The 18,415-nt window shown below is 64.5% G+C and carries 16 protein-coding genes; 7 read left to right on the top strand and 9 right to left on the bottom strand.

What is annotated here, in order from left to right; all coding sequences use genetic code 11:
* Positions 1 to 115: 115 nt before the first annotated feature.
* The gene (locus tag ACI6S0_RS07530; RefSeq protein WP_434405375.1) at positions 116 to 760 is read right to left on the bottom strand and encodes a class I SAM-dependent methyltransferase; all 645 of its coding nucleotides are present in this window, start codon (positions 758 to 760) and stop codon (positions 116 to 118) included.
* Entirely contained in the window at positions 757 to 1,980 is a 1,224-nt protein-coding gene (locus ACI6S0_RS07525; protein WP_434405374.1) for a DUF3419 family protein, read from the bottom strand. Before ACI6S0_RS07525 ends, ACI6S0_RS07530 begins: the two co-directional genes overlap by 4 nt.
* Positions 1,981 to 2,112: 132 nt before the next feature.
* Between ACI6S0_RS07525 and ACI6S0_RS07520 the strand changes: the two genes are divergently transcribed.
* The 7 genes from ACI6S0_RS07520 to ACI6S0_RS07490 all read left to right on the top strand — a co-directional run bounded on the left by ACI6S0_RS07520 (position 2,113) and on the right by ACI6S0_RS07490 (position 10,343).
* On the top strand, positions 2,113 to 3,105 hold the full coding sequence (locus ACI6S0_RS07520) for a ligase-associated DNA damage response exonuclease (protein ID WP_434405912.1): 993 nt from the start codon (positions 2,113 to 2,115) through the stop codon (positions 3,103 to 3,105).
* 124 nt (positions 3,106 to 3,229) lie between these two features.
* Complete coding sequence (locus ACI6S0_RS07515; protein ID WP_434405373.1) at positions 3,230 to 4,828, top strand: cisplatin damage response ATP-dependent DNA ligase; 1,599 nt, start codon at positions 3,230 to 3,232, stop codon at positions 4,826 to 4,828.
* Between the two features lie 27 nt (positions 4,829 to 4,855).
* Complete coding sequence (locus ACI6S0_RS07510) at positions 4,856 to 5,203, top strand: GFA family protein (protein WP_125985967.1); 348 nt, start codon at positions 4,856 to 4,858, stop codon at positions 5,201 to 5,203.
* A gap of 82 nt (positions 5,204 to 5,285) precedes the next feature.
* Entirely contained in the window at positions 5,286 to 6,491 is a 1,206-nt protein-coding gene (locus tag ACI6S0_RS07505) for a saccharopine dehydrogenase family protein (RefSeq protein ID WP_434405372.1), read from the top strand.
* Between the two features lie 138 nt (positions 6,492 to 6,629).
* Entirely contained in the window at positions 6,630 to 7,709 is a 1,080-nt protein-coding gene (locus tag ACI6S0_RS07500) for an alpha/beta fold hydrolase (protein WP_434405371.1), read from the top strand.
* Positions 7,710 to 7,716: 7 nt separating this feature from the next.
* On the top strand, positions 7,717 to 8,889 hold the full coding sequence (locus ACI6S0_RS07495; RefSeq protein ID WP_434405370.1) for a carboxynorspermidine decarboxylase: 1,173 nt from the start codon (positions 7,717 to 7,719) through the stop codon (positions 8,887 to 8,889).
* A gap of 260 nt (positions 8,890 to 9,149) precedes the next feature.
* Complete coding sequence (locus ACI6S0_RS07490) at positions 9,150 to 10,343, top strand: type III PLP-dependent enzyme (RefSeq protein ID WP_004207266.1); 1,194 nt, start codon at positions 9,150 to 9,152, stop codon at positions 10,341 to 10,343.
* 163 nt (positions 10,344 to 10,506) lie between these two features.
* Here ACI6S0_RS07490 and ACI6S0_RS07485 read toward each other — a convergent pair whose 3' ends face one another.
* The 7 genes from ACI6S0_RS07485 to ACI6S0_RS07455 are packed head-to-tail and all read right to left on the bottom strand — an operon-like array spanning position 10,507 to position 18,394.
* Positions 10,507 to 11,712 carry a class I SAM-dependent RNA methyltransferase gene (locus tag ACI6S0_RS07485; RefSeq protein ID WP_434405369.1) on the bottom strand — a complete coding sequence of 402 codons (1,206 nt, stop codon included), beginning with the start codon at positions 11,710 to 11,712 and terminating at the stop codon, positions 10,507 to 10,509.
* On the bottom strand, positions 11,709 to 13,100 hold the full coding sequence (locus ACI6S0_RS07480; RefSeq protein WP_434405368.1) for an NAD(P)H-hydrate dehydratase: 1,392 nt from the start codon (positions 13,098 to 13,100) through the stop codon (positions 11,709 to 11,711). The genes ACI6S0_RS07485 and ACI6S0_RS07480 overlap by 4 nt, the downstream gene beginning before the upstream one ends.
* Entirely contained in the window at positions 13,100 to 13,456 is a 357-nt protein-coding gene (locus tag ACI6S0_RS07475) for a hypothetical protein (RefSeq protein ID WP_434405367.1), read from the bottom strand. The genes ACI6S0_RS07480 and ACI6S0_RS07475 overlap by 1 nt, the downstream gene beginning before the upstream one ends.
* Before the next feature lie 52 nt (positions 13,457 to 13,508).
* On the bottom strand, positions 13,509 to 14,225 hold the full coding sequence (locus ACI6S0_RS07470; RefSeq protein ID WP_434405366.1) for an N-formylglutamate amidohydrolase: 717 nt from the start codon (positions 14,223 to 14,225) through the stop codon (positions 13,509 to 13,511).
* Positions 14,222 to 15,100, bottom strand: a complete 879-nt coding sequence (locus ACI6S0_RS07465) for a 4-(cytidine 5'-diphospho)-2-C-methyl-D-erythritol kinase (protein ID WP_434405911.1) — start codon at positions 15,098 to 15,100, stop codon at positions 14,222 to 14,224. The genes ACI6S0_RS07470 and ACI6S0_RS07465 overlap by 4 nt, the downstream gene beginning before the upstream one ends.
* Entirely contained in the window at positions 15,100 to 16,716 is a 1,617-nt protein-coding gene (locus ACI6S0_RS07460) for a tetratricopeptide repeat protein (protein WP_434405365.1), read from the bottom strand. Before ACI6S0_RS07460 ends, ACI6S0_RS07465 begins: the two co-directional genes overlap by 1 nt.
* A 25-nt stretch (positions 16,717 to 16,741) precedes the next feature.
* A complete protein-coding gene (locus ACI6S0_RS07455; protein WP_099232070.1) occupies positions 16,742 to 18,394 on the bottom strand; it encodes an electron transfer flavoprotein-ubiquinone oxidoreductase in 1,653 nt (550 codons plus the stop codon).
* Positions 18,395 to 18,415 lie beyond the last annotated feature (21 nt).

Here is an 18,415-nt window from a genome sequence, read left to right as displayed (position 1 = left end):
TCGGGACCATCCGCCCCGCCCCCGTCCGCAACAAGATTTCCTACATTGGATATCAAATGTCACAATGTGCGGGAAATGTGCGAAGTTAAGCGCGCCCTTTCCTACAAATCCAACATCAGACCCGGATCAGCCCGCCCCTGACCGCATAGCCGCGATAGAGCGTCCGGACATGGGGAAAGCCGCCCATATCCTGTGCTAATCGGTTGATCGCGACGTTGAGTTCGTGCCGAGGCGAGACGTGGAATTGCTCCAGCCAGCCGAACAGCGCCCGTTTCCAGAGCGCAGGCAGTTCGTCCTGCTGGCCGAAATCCACGATCTCCAGCTTGCCGCCGGGCGCCACGCAGCGCGCCGCCTGGACCAGCGCCATTTCCCATTCGGGGATCATCGATAGCGCATAGCTGATGAACACCCGCTCGAAGCTTGCCCGACCGAACAGCGCCTGCGGATCGAAGCCGCAGGCATCGCCCTGCGCCAATGTCACCCGATCCGCCATGCCCGCCCTGGCGACCGAGGCGCGCGCCGTGTCCAGCATCGCATCGCTGATATCGACGCCATAGAGCCGCGCCCTGGGCCAGGCCTTGCCCACCGCGATCAGGTTGCGGCCAGTGCCGCAGCCAATCTCCAGGACCGCGCCGCCGGCCGGCGGATCAAGATCGGCGATCAGTCCGTCGCGGCCCAGCAGATAATATTTGCGGGTCAGGTCATAAATGTGCCGCTGGTAGCGATAGACCCCGTCCATCAGCTGCCCATGACCACTCATGCGTCGGTGCCCTTCAGCACATAGAGATGCACGCCGCCATAGATGGCCGACCGGTCGCGCGCGGTATAGTCGCGCGAGGCTTCGGCGCGATAGTCCCAATGGGCCAGCACATCGTCGGCGACCCGGCCGGGCAGGATGCTCGGTTCGCCGGCGGTGCGGAACAGCACACGGGCGCCGGGCCTGGCCGTCCGCGTGATCTGCGCCCAGAGCGCGTTCAACTGTTCGTCATCCATCCAGTCCTGCGCATCGAGCAGGATATAGCGGTCGCACGATGCGGCCGGCTGGCTGGCGAGGAAGTCGGTGAAGTTGATATGCCGGACAGCGACCCGCTCTGCCCTGTCGCGCACTGCGCGATGATTGGCTGCCTGCAGATAGGGCGGCAACGGCCCTTCGCCGCCTGCATAGCCGCGACCGAACGCCTGCACGGCGAAATAATTGTCCTTGAGGTCGAAGTCGCAGGCCAGTTTCTTCAGCCGCGCTTTCAGCACATTGTCCATCCGGTCGTCGCCGGCCAGCGCCTCGAACTGCGCGGGCGGGATGCCCAGGCCGAACAGTGAGGCGGGCTGGCTGGTCAGCCAGCGGACAAAGCCCTTGTCGAAGATCGGCGCCAGTTCGCGCTCGAAGATCGCCAGTTGCTCCTCGCGGCTCTGCGCATCCAGCATCCGCTTGGGGTTCACGCCATGCAGCCGGGCGAGCAGATGCGCCGCGCCGATGAAGCGGCCGAGCAGACCATGCCTGTAGATGCCCCGCGCAAAGCCACCGATGCGCCGCCGGCCGGTCATGTCGCGCCCCTCCCAATAGCGGCGCGTCGCCTCATCCAGGCGCGGCGCTACGATCTCGCGATAGGCCGCGATATTCGCCTTGTCGTCCGCCCGCGCGAAGAAGCGATGGAAGGCGGCATGATCGGGCAGCGTCTGCGCCGCCATCAGCTTCAGCCGGTTGAGCGCGATATGGGCGGTGTTGAGGTCGACCGCTGTGATCTTCGCGGGATCGGCGGTCAGGTAGGACAGGACATTGCAGCCGCCCGACGCGATCGTCACCACATGGCTGTCGGGCGTGATCGCCAGCGCTTCCATGTCGACCGCCGGGTCTTCCCAGATCTGGGCATAGACCAGGCCACGGAAGGCGAAGGTAAAGGCGCGTTCCAGCAGCCCCTGCTTCGACAGATGGCGGTGACGATGCACCGCGTTGGTGACTTTCTTGTGGGCCGATGCGGCCATGGGCGCACTCCTCGCTGCCGGGTCGTTCGGTCGGCCGATAGGGCAGGCGCGTGTCGTGCGCATGACCGCTGGGTTACGCCATGATGACGCCCCTTGCGGAACCGGGACCGCCTTTCCCATCTTCTGCATCTGATGGCGCACTGGATCGAACCCCACCCCACCGGCATCTATGTCCGCCCCGCCGATGCGTGGATCGACCCGTCGCAGCCGCAGGAACGCGCGCTTGTCACCCACGGCCATGCCGATCATGCGCGCGGCGGCCACGGCCATGTCTGGGCCACGCGCGAAACGCTGGCTATCATGGCGCTGCGCTATGGCACGGCCAACGGCACGGCGGTCGGTTATGGCGAGGAGATCAGGCTGGGCGGCGTCACCATCCGCTATGTCCCCGCCGGCCATGTGCTGGGATCGGCGCAGATCATCCTCGATCATGCCGGCGAGCGGGTGGTGGTGACCGGCGACTACAAGCGCCGCCCCGACCCCACCTGCCTGCCGTTCGAGCCGGTGCCTTGCGACATCTTCGTGACCGAGGCGACCTTCGGCCTGCCCGTCTTCCGCCACCCCGACACCGGCAGCGAAATGGACCGGCTGCTCCATGCCCTCCATGCCAATCCCGATCGCTGCGTACTGGTCGGCGCCTATGCGCTCGGCAAGGCGCAGCGGGTGATCTGCGAGTTGCGGGCGCGCGGCCATCATGACCCCATCTATATCCATGGCGCGCTCGAACGCATGTGTGCGCTCTACCAGGATTTCGGCGTCGACATGGGGAAGTTGCGCGGCGCGACTGGCGTGCCGGCCAAGGATATGCGCGGTGCCATCGTGCTGGCGCCGCCCTCCGCGCTCAACGATCGCTGGAGCCGCCGCCTGCCCGACCCGATTGCCGCCATGGCGTCAGGCTGGATGCGGGTGCGCCAGCGCGCCCGGCAGCGTAACGTCGAACTGCCTTTGGTCATTTCCGACCATGCCGACTGGGACGAACTGACCGACACGATCCGCGAGGTCGCGCCGAGCGAGACCTGGATCACCCATGGCCGCGAGGAAGCCCTGCTCCACTGGTGCATGACCCACCAATATCGCGCCCGCGCGCTGGCGCTGGTGGGCCGCGAGGATGAGGAGGAAGGGTGATGCTATCTAACCCGTTCGCCCTGAGCCTGTCGAAGGGCCTGGCTGAGCGAAGTCGAAGCCACTTCGCTTCGCTCTGTGCTGGGCTTCGACTTCGCTCAGCCCGAACGGTCATTGGGATTGATCCATGAGGCAATTTTCCCAACTGCTCGATGGCCTCGTCTACACCCGCTCGCGCAACGGCAAACTGGCGCTGATCGCCGCCTACATGCGCGAAGCCCCCGATCCCGACCGGGGCTGGGCGTTGGCGGCGCTGACCGGCAATCTCGACCTCAAGGCGGTGAAGGCATCGGCCATCGGCGAGATGATCCGCGCCCGGACCGATCCGGGCCTGTTCGAGATGAGCCGCGACTATGTCGGCGACCTGGCCGAGACCGTTGCCCTGCTCTGGCCCCGTCCCGGCAACGAGCCGGCCGAACTGGACGACGGCTCGCTCAGCCTGTCCGCGATCATCGACCGCCTCCACAATGTCAGCCGCGCCGCCGCGCCGGACGCGCTGGCGCAGATGATGGACCATCTCGACGCATCGGGCCGCTTCGCCCTGCTGAAACTCGCCACCGGCGGCCTGCGGGTGGGTATTTCCGCCCGCCTCGCCAAGACCGGCTTCGCCCAGGCTTTCGGGCTCGACGTCGATGATGTCGAACAGGTCTGGCACGCCCTCGCCCCGCCCTACACGGCCCTGTTCGACTGGGCGGAGGGCCGCAGCGCCCGTCCCGACCCGGAGGGCACGCCCTATTTCCGCCCCTTCATGCTCGCCCATCCGCTGGAAGCCGACAGCGTCGACCTCGCCGACTATGCCGCCGAATGGAAATGGGACGGCATCCGTATCCAGATCGTCGGCACTGGCCGCGAAACCAGGCTCTACAGCCGCGCGGGCGACGACATCACGGGCAGCTTCCCCGAAATCGCGCAGGCCTTCACCGGCCATGCCGTGCTGGACGGCGAATTGCTGGTGAAGGGGGAGTTTCAGGGCGCCAAAGAACATGGAGGCGCTGCAGCGAGCTTCAACGCCCTGCAACAACGGCTCGGCCGCAAGGCGGTGAGCGCCAGGATGATGGCCGATTACCCCGCCTTCGTCCGCCTCTATGATCTGCTGATCGAAGGCGACGACGATCTGCGCGCCCTGCCCTGGACCGACCGCCGCGCGCGCCTCGAAGCCTATATGGCGCAGCTATCGCCCGACCGCTTCGACCTGTCCGCCGTCATCGACGCGCCCGATTTCGCGGCGCTGGCCGACATCCGCGCCGGCGCCCGCGACGTCGCGATCGAGGGGGTGATGCTCAAGCGCCGCGACAGCCCCTATGTCGCCGGACGCAAGGCCGCGCTCTGGTACAAATGGAAACGCGATCCGCTGACCGCCGACTGCGTCATGATGTATGCCCAGCGCGGCCATGGCAAACGCTCCTCCTTCTATTCGGATTACACATTCGGCTGCTGGACGGAGGATGGCGAGCTTCTGCCGGTCGGCAAGGCCTATAGCGGGTTCACCGACGAGGAACTCAAATGGCTCGACCGCTTTGTCCGGGGGAATACAGTGAACCGCTTCGGCCCGGTCCGAGAGGTCGAAAAGACGCTGGTGCTCGAAGTCGCCTTCGACTCCATTCATGACAGCAAGCGCCACAAGTCCGGCCTCGCCATGCGCTTCCCCCGCATCGCCCGCATCCGCAAGGACAAGCCGGCAGCGGAAGCCGATACGGTCGAGGGATTGAAGCGTCTGGTCAGTTGAAGCATAAGGATCAAAAGGAGAACGAGGATGACCTATAGTGGAAGCTGTCATTGCGGCGCCGTCACCTTCACGGTCGATGCCGATCCGCCCAGCGAGGCGATGAGCTGCAACTGCTCCCATTGCGGCCGCAAGGGCTTCGTCCTGACCTTCGTTCCCGTCGATCAGTTCCGCCTCGACAGCGGCGCCGAGCAATTGACCGACTATCTCTTCTACAAGCACGCCATCACGCATCAATTCTGCAAGACCTGCGGGACGGAAGCCTTCGCACTCGGCAAGTCGCCCCAGGGTGAAATGCGCGCGATCAACCTGCGCTGCGTGCCTGCGATCGATATTGAAGCACTGACCATCCAGAAGGTTGACGGAGCGCGCTTCTAACTCTGACTTTGCTCTGTCACGCGACGCCCCTATATGGGCGCTTTCGCGCGTCCGGCGCGACCACAGTTATGGAGCAGTTGAATTGAGCAAGGTTCTGGTCATCGGCGCAGGCGGCGTCGGGTCTGTCGCGGTCCACAAGATGGCGATGAACCCTGATATTTTCAGCCACATCACGCTGGCCAGCCGCCGCATCGTCAGCTGCGAGAAGGTCGCCGAATCGGTCAAGAAGCTGGTCGGCGTGGATATCGACGTGGCCCAGGTCGACGCCGACAATGTCGAAGAGACTATCGCCCTGATCCAGAAGGTCCAGCCCAAGCTGGTCGTGAACCTGGCGCTGCCCTATCAGGATCTGGCGATCATGGACGCGTGCCTCGCGACCAAGACCGACTATCTCGACACCGCCAATTACGAACCGCGCGACACCGCCAAGTTCGAATATAGCTGGCAGTGGGCCTATCAGGAGCGCTTCAAGGAAGCCGGCATCATGGCGCTGCTGGGTTCGGGCTTCGATCCGGGCGTCACCAGCGTGTTCGCCAGCTACATCAAGAAGCATCTGCTCGACACGATCGACACGCTCGACATTCTCGACTGCAATGGCGGCGATCATGGCCAGCATTTCGCCACCAACTTCAATCCGGAAATCAACATCCGCGAAGTGACCGCTCCGTCGCGCCACTGGCTGAACGGCGAATGGGTCGAAGGCCCGGCATTGAGCCACAAGCAGGTGTTCGACTTCGATCAGGTCGGCGAAAAGAACATGTACCTCATGTATCATGAGGAACTGGAAAGCCTCGCCACCCACTATCCCGAAATCAAGCGCATCCGCTTCTGGATGACCTTCGGCGACGCCTATCTCAAGCATCTCGAAGTGCTGCAGAATGTCGGCATGACCCGGATCGATCCGGTCATCTATAATGGCCAGGAAATCATTCCGCTGCAGTTCCTGAAGGCCGTTCTGCCCGAACCGTCGAGCCTGGGTTCGACCACCAAGGGCAAGACCAATATCGGCGACGTCGCGACCGGCCAGAAGGATGGCCAGGAAAAGACCGTCTATATCTATCAGGTCTGCGACCATGAGGACGCCTATGCCGAAACCGGCAACCAGGCGGTCAGCTACACCACCGGCGTGCCCGCGATGATCGGCGCCGGCATGATGCTGACCGGCGCGTGGAAAGGCGAAGGCGTGTTCAACATCGAGCAGTTCGATCCCGATCCCTTCATGGACATGCTCAACAAGCATGGCCTGCCCTGGCAGGTGAAGGAACTGGACGCGCCGCTGGCCTTCTGACGGTCCCGCAAGGATCGAAGAACATCGTCATTCCCGCGAAAGCGGGAACCCATCTCCGGACTTGGCGTCTGGGGATGGGGTGGGAGATGGATCCCCGCCTGCGCGGGGATAACGGAGTGGGCTGGAATGCGAAACCCCATGTGGGCCGTTCTGGCCCTTTCTCTATTGGTTCCTGCGGCATCGGCACAGCAGCCCGCCGATCCCTATGCCCCGGCCAAGGCCATCGTCGCCGACGTCAACCGTATCGTGACGCCAAACGGCGTCCAGGAAAATCTGGTCGTGACCTTGGGTGGCGCGCGGCAGGCGATCAATGTGCGCGGCGCCGATCGCGCCAACCCAATTCTTATCTATGTCCATGGCGGCCCCGGCGCGGTGGAAATGCCCTTCGCCTGGTCGTTCCAACGGCCATGGGAGGATTTCTTCACCGTCATCCAGTGGGACCAGCGCGGTGCTGGCAAAAGCTATGCCCTGAATGATCCCAAGGCGATCGCGCCGACCATGACGCTGGATCGCTATCGCGACGACGCGATCGAACTGATCGACTATCTCAAGGCCCGCTATGGCAAGCGCAAGGTTTTCCTGCTCGGCCATAGCTGGGGCTCCGCCGTCGGCCTGTCGGTGGCGATCAAGCGGCCCGACCTGCTCTATGCCTATGTCGGCATGGGCCAGGCGATCGACTTCCGCGCCGGCGAACGCATGGGCATGGACTGGACCATCGCGCAGGCGAGGAAAGCCGGCAACGCCGAAACCGTCAAGGCGATCGAAGCGCTTGCCCCCTATCCTGACAGCGGCCCCTTCACGATCGACAAGGCCGATGGCTGGCGCCGCTATGCCATTCCTTACGGCTCGCTGATGGCCGACCGGCCCGACCCGACGCTCTATTTCCAGACGCCGCGCCTGTCGCCCGACTATACGCCCGAAGACCGCAAGGCCTGGGGCGCGGGCAGCGAATTTTCGACCACGACCCTGTGGCCCCGCGTTGCGGACGTCAGCTTCGCCAAGGTTCACGAGATGAAGCTGCCGGTGATCATGCTGCTCGGCCGCACCGACTATACCGTACCCTCGCCGCTCGCCGCGCAGTGGATGGACCGGTTGAAAGCCCCCGCCAAGAAGACCATCTGGTTCGAGCATTCGGCCCATATGCCGATGGTCGAGGAACCCGGCCTCGTCCTCAAGGCCCTGATCAACGATGTCCGCCCGCTGGCGGATCAGGAGTAATAATTTCATGGAAACCAAGGCTGGCGATCCCGCCGCTTTCGCCCATTTCGACCTGTATCGTGTCCCCTCGCCCGCCTTCGTCGTCGATGAAGCCGCCGTGCGGCGCAACCTGTCGGTGCTGCGCGACATCGGCGATCGCGCCGGCATCAAGGTGCTGGGCGCGCTCAAGGCCTTTTCCATGTGGTCGCTGGGCGGCGTGCTGGGCGAATATCTCGACGGCGTCTGCGCCTCGGGCATCTACGAGGCACGCCTCGGCCGCGAGGAATATAAGGGCGAGGTCGCGACCTATTGCGCTGCCTACAAGCCCGATGATCTCGCCGAAATCCTCAAGATTTCCGACCATGTGATCTTCAACAGCCCCGGCCAGATCGCCCGGATGAAGCCGGTGATCGACGCCGCCCGCGCGGAAGGTCGCATCTTCGACATCGGCCTGCGCATCAACCCCCTCCACCCGGAGGGCGAGGTGCCCAAATATGACCCGTCGCAGCCGCACAGCCGCCTTGGCTTCCCCATCGACCAGTTGCGCGCCGAGCATCTGGACGGCGTCGACGGCCTCCACGTCCATAATCTGTGCGAACAGGATTTCCTGCCGCTCCAGCGCACCTGGGCGGCGATCGAGCCGTTCGTCATGCCCCATGTCGCCGGCCTCAAATGGCTGAACTTCGGCGGTGGCCACCATGTCACCCGCGCCGACTACCAGATCGACGAGCTGATCGCCTTCCTTCAGGCGATCAAGGCGCAGACCGGGCTTGAACTCTATATCGAGCCGGGCGAGGCGATGGCGCTCGATGCGGGCATCCTGATCGGCGAAATCCTCGACGTGATCGACAATGGCATGCCCGTCGCGATCACCGACATCAGCGCCACCTGCCACATGCCCGACGTGATCGAGGCACCCTATCGCCCCGCCATGCTGCATGAGCAGGACGAAGGCCCGGTCACGCGCCTGGGCGGCCCATCCTGCCTGGCGGGCGATATCATCGGCGATTATCGGGTGCCTGGCGGCGCCGAACCAGGCGCGCGCATCGCCTTCCTGGACCAGGCCCATTATTCGATGGTGAAGACCAACACCTTCAACGGCGTGCCCCTGCCGGCCATCTGGCTATGGAATTCCCAGAGCGATGAACTCCAGGAAATCCGCAGCTTTTCCTACGCGGATTTCAAGGGCCGCCTGTCCTGATTCCATTCCTGTTTCTGCCCGGCCGGGCGTGTGAAATTCCGCGTTAATTTCGCGGAAACTATCTTTCGCCCGGCCGAAATATCCTGTCTTTTCAACAACCCATCCAGCATGACGCACGTTTCATAGCGGGCTGCGCAACAAAATTTTCATATGCGCTTTACAGGGGGGACCCCACCGCATATATCGGCCGCTCGCTGCCCCATGGGACTTCCACCGCAAGGCAGCTTTTTCGCCCTGAACTACACTGGAGGTCCCTTGAGTTGCACAAGCATCATAGCGCGCTGGGGGTAGCGACCGCCCTCACACCGGCAGCACCGGTAACGCTGATCCGTCCCGAAGCCGCAGCTCGGGCCGCCCGTTTCTTCACTGAGAAGTTTCCGGGTCGCTCGCTCTATGCAGTCAAGGCGAATCCGTCTCCTGATCTGATCCGCACGCTTTTCGATTCGGGCATCACGCATTTCGACGTGGCATCGATCGCCGAAGTGCGTCTCGTTGCCGAAACGCTCGAAGGCAAGGCCAAGCTCTGCTTCATGCACCCGGTCAAGGCCGAGGAAGCGATCGCGGAAGCGTACCATGTTCATGGCGTGCGCACCTTCTCGCTCGACACGATCGACGAGCTGGAAAAGATCATGCGCGCCACCGGTGATGCGACCGATCTGGAGCTATGCGTGCGCCTGCGCGTCTCGTCCGAACATTCGGAACTCAGCCTGGCGTCGAAGTTCGGCGCGGAGCTGGGCGAGACCCGCGAGCTGCTGATGGCAACCCGTCAGGCCGCCGATGCGCTGGGCATTTGCTTCCATGTCGGCAGCCAGGCGATGAGCCCGCAGGCCTATAGCGATGCGATCGAGCGCGTGCGCGCCGCGATCGTGGACGCAGCCGTTACGGTCGACATCATCGATGTCGGCGGCGGCTTCCCGTCCATCTATCCGGGCATGGAGCCGGTCGCGCTCGAAAATTATTTCGAAGCCATCCATCGCGGCTTTGAAAGCCTGCCGGTCAGCTACTCGTCGGAACTGTGGTGCGAGCCCGGCCGCGCGCTGTCGGCGGAATATAGCTCGATCATCGTGCGCGTCGAACGCCGCCGTGGCCAGGAACTCTACATCAACGACGGCGCCTATGGCGCGCTGTTCGATGCCGCGCATATCGGCTGGCGCTTCCCCGTCGCCCTGCTGCGCGAGGATGAGAGCGAGGAAGAGCTGGAAGGCTTCTCCTTCTATGGCCCGACCTGCGACGACATGGACCATATGGTCGGCCCGTTCATGCTCCCGGCGGACGTGAAGGTCGGCGACTATATCGAGATCGGCATGCTCGGCGCCTATGGCGCGGCGATGCGTACCGGCTTCAACGGCTTCACCTCGGAATCGACGATCGAAGTGTCGGACGAGCCGATGGCCAGCCTCTATGCCGAAACACTGCCGGCCCGTCGTCGCGCAACTGTCATCAAGCTCGGTTAAGACGGGCGCCGCTCCCCTTTAGGAGAGGATGCCCGTCCAACGGCCCGCATAGGCCGAGGATCGAACGAAAGACTATATCCCTCGCTGCCGCCCCCTCGCAGCGAGGGATTTTCTTTGGGGCATTTGCCCCCTCCACGACGGTGTGAACTTCGTAGGAAAACGCTCAGGGGCGCCGGAAAATCCCGACCAGCTCGACATGGGTGGACCAGCGAAACTGGCCGACCGGCATGACGCTGTCGAGCACATAGCCGCCCGTCACCAGATGCGCGGCGTCGCGGGCGAAGCTGCCCGGATTGCATGAGACATAGGCGATCAGCGGCACCGTCGACTGCGCCAGTTGCATCGCCTGTTCGCGCGCACCCGCACGGGGCGGATCGATCACCACGGCGGCAAAGCGGTTCAGTTCCTCAGGTGTCAGCGGCCGGCGGAACAGGTCGCGATGATCGGCCACCATGCGCCGCTGCGCGCGATGGCCGGCGAGCTTGAGCGACAGCACCAGATCGCGCGCACCCTCCGCCGCATAGACCGGCCGATTGGCGCCGATCGCCAGTGCAAAGGTGCCAAGGCCGCAGAACAGGTCGGCGACCGCGCCGGTCGCGGGCAGCGCGTCCTGCACTGCCTTCACCAGGGCAGCCTCGCCATCGGGTGTCGCCTGCAAGAAGGAATAGGGCGGAAAGCCGACTGCAACGCCACCAAAGCTGACGGTCACCGGCTCCGGCTCCCAGCGCGTCTCCGGACCGTCACCCTGATCGATGGTCAGCCGCGCCAAGGCGTGTCCGCGGGCGAAATCACCCAGCGCCTCGTCCGCCGCCAGCCCCTCGACCTTCACGCCTTCCAGCAACAGGTCGACGCCCTGATCGGTCAGCGACATGCGTACATGCGCGGCGCGCTTGTCGGGCAGGCAGGTCAGCAGCATCGTCCGCAGCGGCGCGATCAGCGCGAACAGGCGCGGATCGAGGATCTCGCACATCGTCAGGTCGACCAGAACATGGCTGCCCTGCTCGGCGAAGCCGATGGTGATCCGCTTGCCCTGCCGCGCGGCGCGCAGCGAGGCTCGGCGACGCGTGCGCGGCGGCGAGACATGGGCCGGCAGCACCATCTGCGGCACTACGCCCTGCCCGGCCAGCGCGCCGGTCACGCGGGCGCTGACGAAATCAGCCAGGCTCGGCTCGTCGATCTGCTGCAGCTCGCAGCCACCGCAGCCGGGAAAATGGATGCAGGGCGCGTCGACATGATGCGGGCCAGCGATGATGCTGCCGTCGGCAGCGATCCGGTCGCCCGGTGCTACCAGTGCGAAATGCCGCCCATCGGCGGTGACGCCATCGCCCTTGGCGGCGATGCGGAGGATGAGATCATTATCTTGGGTCACAGCCGCGAGCCGATAGCGGCTGAAAGCGCGGCAAGCAAATCATCCGCGACAAAAGCCGGGCCAGCCCGGCGCGCAGCCTCCCCATGCAGCCAGACCGCCTCGCACGCTGCGCGAAACGGATCGCCAGTCACGGCCAGTCGCCCGGCGGCTAGCCCCGCCAGCACATCGCCCGTGCCAGCGGTCGACAACCAGGTCGAAGCACTCCGCGCCACGGCTACCCGGCCATCCGGCGCGGCGATCACGCTGTCCGCGCCCTTGTAGACCACAACCGACCTCGTCATATGGGCGCCAGCCAGCGCCCGGTCGATCTTGCTGCCCGGCTGATCGCCGAAAAGCCGGACGAATTCGCCTTCATGCGGGGTCAGGATCGATCCGGCCGGGACATGGGTAGCCGCCCTTCCTGCCAGCAAGGTGAGCGCGTCGGCATCCAGCACCAGCGGCCGCCCGCATGCCAGCGCAGCATCAAGCCGCGCCCGTGCCCCATCCTCCCGACCCAATCCCGGACCGACCAGCACGGCCGCCAGCCGAGGGTCGGAAAGAGCATCGCTCAGGACAGTGACATCCTCAATCTGCTGATGAACGATGGCGTGCGGCCCAGACTCGCATGGCGAAGCGTCATAGCGCCTCACCATGCCGGCACCGGAATGGGCCGCCGCGGCTGCCGCCAGCGCCGCCGCGCCCGGCATAAGACCGCCGACAACGCCGACCAGACCTCGGCTATATTTATGCGCAGCGGCGACAGGCGCGCGAAGCTGCGGCGCTGCAAGCACATGCATGTCCTGCGGCATGGCGAGGCCGATGTCCGCCCGCACCAGCTTTCCCATAAGACTAGCCGCCGGCTGCAACAGATGCGCGGGCTTGAATGCGCCCAATGCGATCGTCACGTCGAACTTCGGCACCGCCGACAATAGCCGGCCATCATCCGTCCCCACCCCGCTGGGCAGATCAATCGCATAGCTGTGATTGGCATGCGCCACCAATTCGCCCAATCGGTCCGCCACCGCCACATCCAGGCCCCGCGTCAGCCCCGTGCCGAACAGCGCGTCGACCAGTTGTGCCGCCGGCGCGGCATCGGCCAGCAACTCTACCGGGCCGTCCCATAATGCCCTGGCTCGCTGGGCCGATGCGGTTCGGCTGCCCCCCAGGGAGGAGACCCGCACCGGTACGCCCAGTTCGCGCAATATACGCGCAATAACAAAGCCATCACCGCCATTATTGCCATGACCACAGAGGATCAGTGCATCCCGTCGATGCCCCGCACGCCAGATGATCTGTGCCGCCGCAGCCCCCGCCCGTTCCATCAATGCATATGGATCGACGCCAGCATCAAACGCCGCCTGCTCGGCCGCGCGCATGGCTGCTGCCGTCAATATCGGGTCGGGCACCATCAATTCGGCTTGGCCGCCACGGTAGCGGGCAGCCGATACCGGTCGGCACCGATCGCCACTTCGACCAGTCCCTTGCCGATAATGGTGAGCTTTGCCTCCTCGGCGCCATCGGCCGAAACCAGACCACGCCCGTCCTGCACGATCCTTAGCCGCCGGAACCCGCCGTCGGGATGGCGCAGGGTCAGCATGTCGCCGTCGCGTTCGACGCCGCACGCCCGCGACCAATCGCCCTTGCCGATCGCGCAGTCGATCAAGCTTTCGTCATCGGCGATCGCCCCACTCCCGCCGCCCTTGCCGTCACATCCCGCCAGGGCCAGCCCCGCCAGCATCAGTGCGCCAGACAATCGCAGCCCCATCAGAACATCCCCTTTCGACATCCTCTATGGCCCGGCGCGCCAGGCCCGACCATCAACTCAGCCGGTTACGGCATTCCAGAACGATCGGTCCGAGCAGATCGGCAAAGCGGCGCTGCCCCGCAGCATCGTCAACCAGATCCTGCCGCATCTCGATCCCCAGATAGGGGATGCCATTGGCTTCGGCATGGCGGTTCATGGTCGCGTTGAGCAATTGCCCCGAATAGGGCAGTTGGTCGCCGACATTCAGCCCCGCCGCCTCCAGCATCGGAATGGCGATCCGCGCCGCCCGATCATCCTGATTATAGAGAATGCCGATATCCCAAGGCCGCTGCTGCTCGGGATCGCTCGTCAGGCGCGGCGTGAAGCTATGTACGGACAGGATGAAGGGTGACGTCATGCCGTCGAGCATGGCCGCCACCTGCTGATGATAGGGGTGATGGAAGCGGCGCATCCGTTCGGCCAGATCAGCGCCCCGATTACCCGGAATGGCATGGCCGTCACTCATCACCGGCAGCAGGCCGGGCGCATCCTCTTCGCGGTTGAGATCGATGACCAGGCGGGAGATGCCGGCCAGGATCGCGGAGCAGTTCAGTTGCGCCGCGAGCAACTGGCTGACCTCCGCCACGCCGATGTCGATCGCGATATGTTCGCGAAGCAGCGCCGGATCGATGCCCAGGTCGATATCGTCGGGGACATGGGCCGAGGCATGATCGACGATGATCAGCAGGTCGAGATCGCCCTCGTGCACGGTGGTGAAGGCTTCGCTCATGATGTCCTGATCCTCGTTTCCATCACCCACCAATCCGGATGATCGCGGCGCAGTGCGTCCGCCGCCTGCCCCCTTCCCTGCTCGTCATCGAACAGCGCGAAACAGGTCGCGCCCGACCCGGACATCCGCGCCAGCCGGGGACTTTGCGCCTGCAACGCCTCCAGCACTTCACCGATCACCGGCGCCGACAGCCGGGCCGGCGCCTCCAAATCATTCCGGCCGGAACGCGCAAGCCCGACAATATCCAGCGCATCGAGCGCGCCGCGATCGATCCTGTCCCAGCCGGCAAAGACCGACGCCGTCGAGACGCCGACCCGCGGATTGACCAGCAGCATCGGCCGGCCCGACAGATCGTCCAGCGCCTGCGCCTCCAGCAGTTCGCCACGACCGCGCACCAGTTGCGTCGTGCTGGCCAAGCAGGCCGGCACGTCCGAGCCAAGCGACAGGGATAATTGCTGCAATACAGCGTCTTCCACGGTGATATTCCAGATACGCATCAACAGGCGCAGCGTCGCGGCCGCATCCGCCGAGCCACCACCGATGCCCGACGCAACCGGCAGCCGCTTGTCGAGCCGGACATCGGCACCGGCCGTTATATCAGTGGCCGCCTGAAGACTTCTCGCCGCCCGCATCACCAGATTGTCATCGTCACCGCTCAGGCCCGCGGCGCAAGGGCCCTCCACGGCGAGCGTAATAACACCATCGTCGCGCTGCCGGGCATGAAGAATATCCCCATCATCGGCAAAGACGAACAGGCTTTCCAGCGCATGATAGCCATCCGCGCGGCGCTCGCGCACATGCAAGGCCAGATTGACTTTTGCGTAAGCAATTTCAGTTAGTTGTCCGGATATATTCACAGGATTTCGATACAATATCAGGGCGCTGCATATTCGGGTTTCAAACCTTCGCGGGCCTTGGCGTCAAGCCGATTGGCGACATACCCCTCCGCGAAGACCGCCGCTGCGCGCCAGGCATAGCGCGCCTCGTAGCGACGACCAGCGGTCCACAATGCATCGCCCAGATGTTCGTTGATCGTGGCATCGCCGGGCGCCCCGGCCGCGGCGCGTTCCAGCACCGGGACTGCGCCCTTGACGTCCCCGGTCACGAACTTCGCCCAGCCGAGCGAGTCCGTGATCGACGCATCCTGCGGCTTGAGCGCGCTTGCCTTCTTCAGCAGGTCGAGCGCCACATCGACATTCTGCCGCCGTTCGATCTGGGCATAGCCGAGATAATTGAGGATGACCGGTTCATTCGGGGCCATGACAGCGGCCTTTTCGAGCACCGCACGGGCCTCGTCCCACCGCTTGCCCTGCTCCAGCGCGCTGCCTTCGAACAGCAGCAATGCCCAAGGCAGACTGTCAGCCGAATAGCCCGCCTGCGCACGATGGAAAGCCAACGCAGCGCCGTCGAAATCGCCGGAGTCCGCCAGCAATCGTCCAAGTCTTACAAGGCGTTCCGGCTCGGCATTAGGAGCCGATGCCAGGCTTTGCGCCAGTGCGATCGCGCCGTCGCGATCCCCCGAGGCCGCCAGTGCCTCGACCAGTTCCGCCTGGGCGAGCGTGCCATACCAGCCAGTCACCGGCACCTTGCGCGCTTCCGCCGCCGCATAATTGGCGAGATCGCCCGCCACCAGCAGTTTCGCCGCCACCAGATGCGGCTCGGCCGCGGCCGGATCGGCAAAGGTCGCGATCCGCGCCAGACGAATGCCCAGCGCCGTGCCCGTTTCGTCGGACGCGATGTCGACCGCCAGACGGGCCAGCAATTGGGCAAAGCCCTGCCTGGGCGTGAAGGGCGCGGCAATCGCTCCCGGCACCTTGCCACGGGCAACGTCCGCGCGGGCCTTGGCGAAACTCGCTTCATCGGCGGGCAGCAGGGCCAGGGCATCCGCCTTCGCCCGGCGCCCGGCCAGTTGCGCGGCGAAGGTCAGGCGCAGCGCTTCGTCGTCCGTCACGCGCAAGCCCAAGGCACGGCGCATCGCGCCAATCGCCTCTTCCTTGTCGCCCCGCGCCATGGCCTGCAACGCCAGATGTTCGTCAAGATAGCGGGCGCCCAGCGCCCCGAACTTGTCCTTGCTGTCGATGACGGGCGCCACATAGCGGCGCTGGCCCAGCGATATCCAGCTTTGCACGATCGGGGCGAGGAAGGAGAAATTGCCTTCTTCCACCAAGCGATCGGTGAAGGTCTGCGCCGCCGCCCAATCCTTGCGCCCCAACGCGTCGCAAATCCGCAGCAAGGTGCCGTCGCGCGGCAGCATGCCCCCCTCATCCAGCAACGCGGCCGATTGCAGCGCCAGCGGCATGTCGCCGCTTTCCAATGCCTGGACATAGGAACGGCGGGCAATGGCAAGGCTGGTCGGATCGCCGGCGAGGGCCACACGATAGCTGTCGACCGCAACGCCCAGCGCACCTTCGCCATCAGCAAGGCGCGCACGGGCATAGGCATGCAAGGCCATATCGGGATCAACCGATGCGCCGGCCGCAGCCGGCAGCATCAGCAACAGTCCTGGAATCAGGCCCCTACATGTTCGGATAATTCGGTCCTCCACCGCCCTCGGGCACGACCCAGTTGATATTCTGGGTCGGGTCCTTGATGTCGCATGTCTTGCAGTGGACGCAATTCTGCGCGTTGATCTGGAAGCGAGGCTCCCCTTCATCCAGACCGACCACTTCATAGACACCGGCAGGACAATAACGCTGAGCCGGCTCGTCATAAAGGGGCAGATTGTAGGAAATGGGGACCGACGGATCCTTCAACTGCAGATGGACCGGCTGGTCCTCCTCATGATTGGTGTTCGACAGGAATACAGAGGACAGACGATCGAAACTGATCACGCCATCGGGCTTGGGATAGGCGATTTTCTCGCACTGGTCCTTGCGCCACAATTTCTCGCAATCGGGCTTGTGCTTCATGGTGAAGGGCAGGCCGATCTTGAGCGTGCGCATCCACATGTCGATACCCGCCAGCAGCGTGCCGATGGTGTTGCCGAACTTGGCCAGCAGCGGCTCGGCATTCTTCACCAGCTTCAGTTCGTCCGCGATCCAGCTGGAACGCAGGCGATCCTCATAATCGTGCAGCACGTCGCGCGCGCGCTCGTCCTGGATCGCCTCGAACGCGGCCTCGGCGGCCAGCATGCCCGACTTCATCGCGGTATGGCTGCCCTTGATGCGCGGCACATTGACGAATCCGGCCGAGCAACCGATCAGAGCACCGCCGGGGAAGACCAGCTTGGGGATCGACTGCCAGCCGCCCTCGTTGATCGCGCGCGCGCCATAGGAAACGCGGCGACCGCCCTCCAGGAACTTGCGGATTTCCGGATGCTGCTTCCAGCGCTGGAATTCCTCGAACGGATAGAGATGCGGGTTGCGATAGCCCAGGCCCACGACGAAGCCGAGCGCAACCTGGCCATTGGCCTGATGGTATAGAAAACCGCCGCCATATGCGTCAGTTAGCGGCCATCCCTGCGTATGGATGACAAGGCCCGGCTGATGCTTGGCGGGATCGATGTCCCACAATTCCTTCATCCCCAGACCATAGACCTGCGGCTCGCAATCGGCCTCCAGGTCGAACTGGCGCTTGAGGATCTTGGTCAGGTGGCCGCGCGCGCCCTCCGCAAAGAAAGTATATTTGGCGTGCAGTTCCAGGCCCGGCTGATAGTCCGCCTTGCGCTCGCCATCACGGGCAATGCCCATGTCGCCGGTCGCGACGCCCTTCACGCTGCCATCCTCATTGTAGAGGATTTCGGCAGCGGCGAAGCCGGGGAAGATTTCGACGCCAAGACCTTCGGCCTGCTCGGCCAGCCAGCGGCACAGATTGCCCAGCGATCCGGTATAGGTGCCCTTATTGTGCATCCAGCCCGGCGTCATGATGTGCGGCATCGCCATCTTGCCCGCCTTGGACAAGACCCAATGCTGGTTGTCGGTGACCGGAACATCGGCCATCGGGCAGCCCTGTTCCTTCCAGTCGGGGATCAGCTCATCCAGCGCCCTGGGATCGACCACCGCGCCTGACAGGATATGGGCGCCGATTTCCGACCCCTTTTCCAGCACGCAGACGGCCAGTTCCTGCCCGGCGGCATTGGCCAGTTGCTTCAGCCGGATCGCTGCAGACAGGCCAGCCGGTCCCCCACCGACGATGACGATGTCATAGGGCATCGAATCCCGTTCGCTCATAATCCCTCCATAAAGGCGCCC

Origin of the sequence: Sphingobium sp. DN12 (assembly GCF_051058005.1) — a bacterium.
Classification (GTDB): domain Bacteria; phylum Pseudomonadota; class Alphaproteobacteria; order Sphingomonadales; family Sphingomonadaceae; genus Sphingobium; species Sphingobium yanoikuyae.
The sequence above is the reverse complement of the archived record's forward strand: the minus strand, read 5'-3'. Positions and strand labels throughout refer to the sequence as shown.